This window comes from Streptomyces sp. 8L, from assembly GCF_020176795.1.
Taxonomy (GTDB): domain Bacteria; phylum Actinomycetota; class Actinomycetes; order Streptomycetales; family Streptomycetaceae; genus Streptomyces.
In genome coordinates this window covers 1-2,612 of the sequence record NZ_JAIUKE010000783.1, presented here as the reverse complement: position 1 = coordinate 2,612, position 2,612 = coordinate 1, and the positions used below count along the sequence as shown (strand labels likewise).

3 protein-coding genes and 1 pseudogene are annotated in these 2,612 nt (G+C 71.7%); 2 read left to right on the top strand and 2 right to left on the bottom strand.

Annotated features, from left to right (window positions below):
* Positions 1 to 435, top strand: a pseudogene (locus LCE31_RS38675) (bifunctional 5,10-methylenetetrahydrofolate dehydrogenase/5,10-methenyltetrahydrofolate cyclohydrolase); the annotation flags it as partial.
* Positions 432 to 1,118: a cyclodeaminase/cyclohydrolase family protein gene (locus LCE31_RS38670; RefSeq protein ID WP_225022896.1), complete on the top strand. Its 687-nt coding sequence runs from the start codon at positions 432 to 434 to the stop codon at positions 1,116 to 1,118. The pseudogene LCE31_RS38675 and the gene LCE31_RS38670, both read left to right, overlap by 4 nt.
* A gap of 208 nt (positions 1,119 to 1,326) precedes the next feature.
* Here LCE31_RS38670 and LCE31_RS38665 read toward each other — a convergent pair whose 3' ends face one another.
* Complete coding sequence (locus LCE31_RS38665; protein WP_225022894.1) at positions 1,327 to 1,773, bottom strand: MarR family winged helix-turn-helix transcriptional regulator; 447 nt, start codon at positions 1,771 to 1,773, stop codon at positions 1,327 to 1,329.
* A 129-nt stretch (positions 1,774 to 1,902) separates the two neighbouring features.
* Positions 1,903 to 2,451: a nuclear transport factor 2 family protein gene (locus tag LCE31_RS38660; protein WP_225022892.1), complete on the bottom strand. Its 549-nt coding sequence runs from the start codon at positions 2,449 to 2,451 to the stop codon at positions 1,903 to 1,905.
* Positions 2,452 to 2,612 lie beyond the last annotated feature (161 nt).

Below are 2,612 nucleotides of genomic sequence, written 5' to 3'. Positions count from 1 at the left end.
AGAGGCGCCCGCGTCACGGTCGTGGGCTGGGGCGCGGCGGTCGGCCGTCCTCTGGTGCCGCTGCTGCTGCGGCGCGGGGCCACCGTGACCGTGGCCCACGAGGCCACCGCCGACCTGGCGGCGGCCACGCGCCCCGCGGAGATCCTCGTGGTCGCCGCGGGCGTACGGGGACTCGTCGGCGCGGAACACGTAGGGCCAGGCGCCACCGTCGTCGACGTCGGCATCCACCGGACGCCGGCCGGGATCGCGGGGGACGTCAGGGCGGACGAACTCGACGGCGTCGCGGGACGCGTCACTCCCGTACCCGGCGGAGTCGGGCCCGTGACCACCGCCATGCTGCTGGCCAACACCCTGCGCGCCGCCGAGTGGGCGGCCGGGCCGCAGGCGGTGCCGGCGCGACCCGCACCGACCGCACACCCGAGGAGAGCAGTGTGAGAGAGCAGACGCTCGGCACCTTCATCGACCAGCTTGCGGCCCGTCTCCCCGCGCCGGGCGGCGGCGCGGTCGGGGCGCTGCACACGGCCCAGGCAGCCGCGCTCCTCGCCATGGTGGCCCGGTACAGCGACGGCAGCGCGTACGACGCGCACCGGACGGAGATCGACGGCGTCGTCACCGCCGCCGACCGGGCGAGCGCCCGCGCGCTGCTGCTCGCGCAGGAGGACGCGGCGGCGTTCACCGCCGTGACCCGCGCCTACCGGCTCCCCCGGGGCACCGCGCGGGAGAGGGCGGTCCGGTCGGCGGCCGTCGCGACGGCGCTCGAAGAGGCGGCGGCACCACCGGTCGAGACGGTCGGGCTGGCCGGGGAGCTCGTCGTCCTCGCGGAGCGTCTCGTACCGGTCGGCAACCGCCACGTCCTCGGCGACGTCGGTGCCGCGGCCGAGACGCTGCGGGCGGCAGCGGGGATCGCGTGCCTCACCGTCTCGGCCAACCTCGCCGGTATCACGGCCGAACGCCCGCGCGACCGCCTGCTGGCAGCCGTCGAGGACGCCGAGGGGGTCATGGAGCGGGCGGCGGCGGTGGCTGCCGCCGTCCGCTCGGCGATCCTCGGCGGACCAGCAGGCGCCGCCCCGCCACCCGCCCACCGAGTGGGCGAGCCGCCCCATGTGCCCGGCCTGTGACAGGTCACCGCGTTCACCGGTCTCTTCCGCGTTCAGCGGTCTCTTTCGCGATACTTGATGCGCGAGTGCCGCCGCACCCTTTCGACCTGCTCTGTGGCGGGCCAGGACGAGGGCCGCTCGTCCAGCGGGTGGCGCCACGAACGCAGCCACCCCGGCGGACTGATGCACACGGACGCCGAGGAACCCGCGTCAACGGCCCTGCGGCAACCTAGGGTTGGGGGAACTGCGGGAGTCGGGCGTTGACCTTGTCGAGCAGCGCTTCGAGGGTGTCTTTTTCGGCGTCGGTCAGTGGAGCGAAGATCATCTCGTCGACCTCGGCGAGGGCCGCGTTGAGCCCGGTGATCAGGTCGATGCCCGCGGGCGTCGCGTATACGCGCTTTTGGCGTTCGTTGCCTTCCTCGACCCGGCGCTCGACGAACCCTCGGCGCTCCAGCCCCTTCAGCATGAGCGAGATGTTGGACGCGGTCGTGCGGCTCATCTCCGCGATGTCGCGCTGGATCGCTCCCGGCCGCTGTTCGAGATATCCGATGACCATGGCCTGCTCGTGGGTGAGGCCGCGGTCGCGGACCCACGCCTCCGCCGCTTTTCTGTGGGTCCACAGAATCGAATGGAACAGCTCGAAGGACCGGTTGCGGTCTCCCGTGGGTTCGTCCATAACACCATTCTACGGTTGAACAGTGCAGCACTTAAGCGTTGTGGCGGGCCCCTGCGGGCGCGCGGCACGGCAGCGCGGGACGGCCGCCTTTGTGACGGGTGAGCGTGACGGGTGAGCGTGGAGACTCCGTCAACTCGGCATGGTTCCGTTCTTCCGCAGCGCCACGAGCGGGTTGTCCGTACGCCAGTACTCCTCGACGAGCCGTTCCTTGAGGAGGGCCTCCCGTTCGAGAGCGATCCGACGCAGGAACTCGGGGTCCTGGAAGAAGACCCGCTTGCGGACGACCTTGCCGTCTTCCAGGTCCACGAGTTCGATCGTCGTCATCGACCAAGGGTTGCCGGCCACGTCCACGCCGTGGTTGACGCCGACGCACACCACCCGGCCGGGGCCGTCGGCGATGTTCTCGTCCAGGGAGTGGTCGCGGTGTGTGAAGCCGCACAGTTCGTGCATCCGGTGGCGGCCGAGGGCGATCTCGTCGGGTCCTCGATAGACGCCCCCGACGGGTGCGCCGATGTTGATTTCGATCTCCTGCTCGTTCTCGAAGAAATCGACGACGGTGGCGAGGTCTTCGGAGGTGAACCCGCCCTGCTGGTCGGCGCGGGTCATCGCGGCGTAGAAGCCTGCCACGACCGCCCGGTCACGGTCTGCCTGCTGGTAGTCGGTCGAGTCGGTCGGCACGATGGTGTGCCCTCCTTGGCGCGTGTATCTGTGCGTGCATCGGATGGTGAGATCGGGGATCGCCACAGGCGGGGATCGCCATAGGCGGGCATCGCCATAGGCGGGCATCGCCATAGGCGGGCATCGCCACGGGCGGGGCCGGGGGGGCGCGGGGGGCGGGC

What these genes read in the sequence shown, in the direction of transcription:
- LCE31_RS38665 (WP_225022894.1), bottom strand. Translation starts at nt 1,773, where the DNA reads ATGGACGAACCCACGGGAGACCGCAACCGGTCCTTCGAGCTGTTCCAT.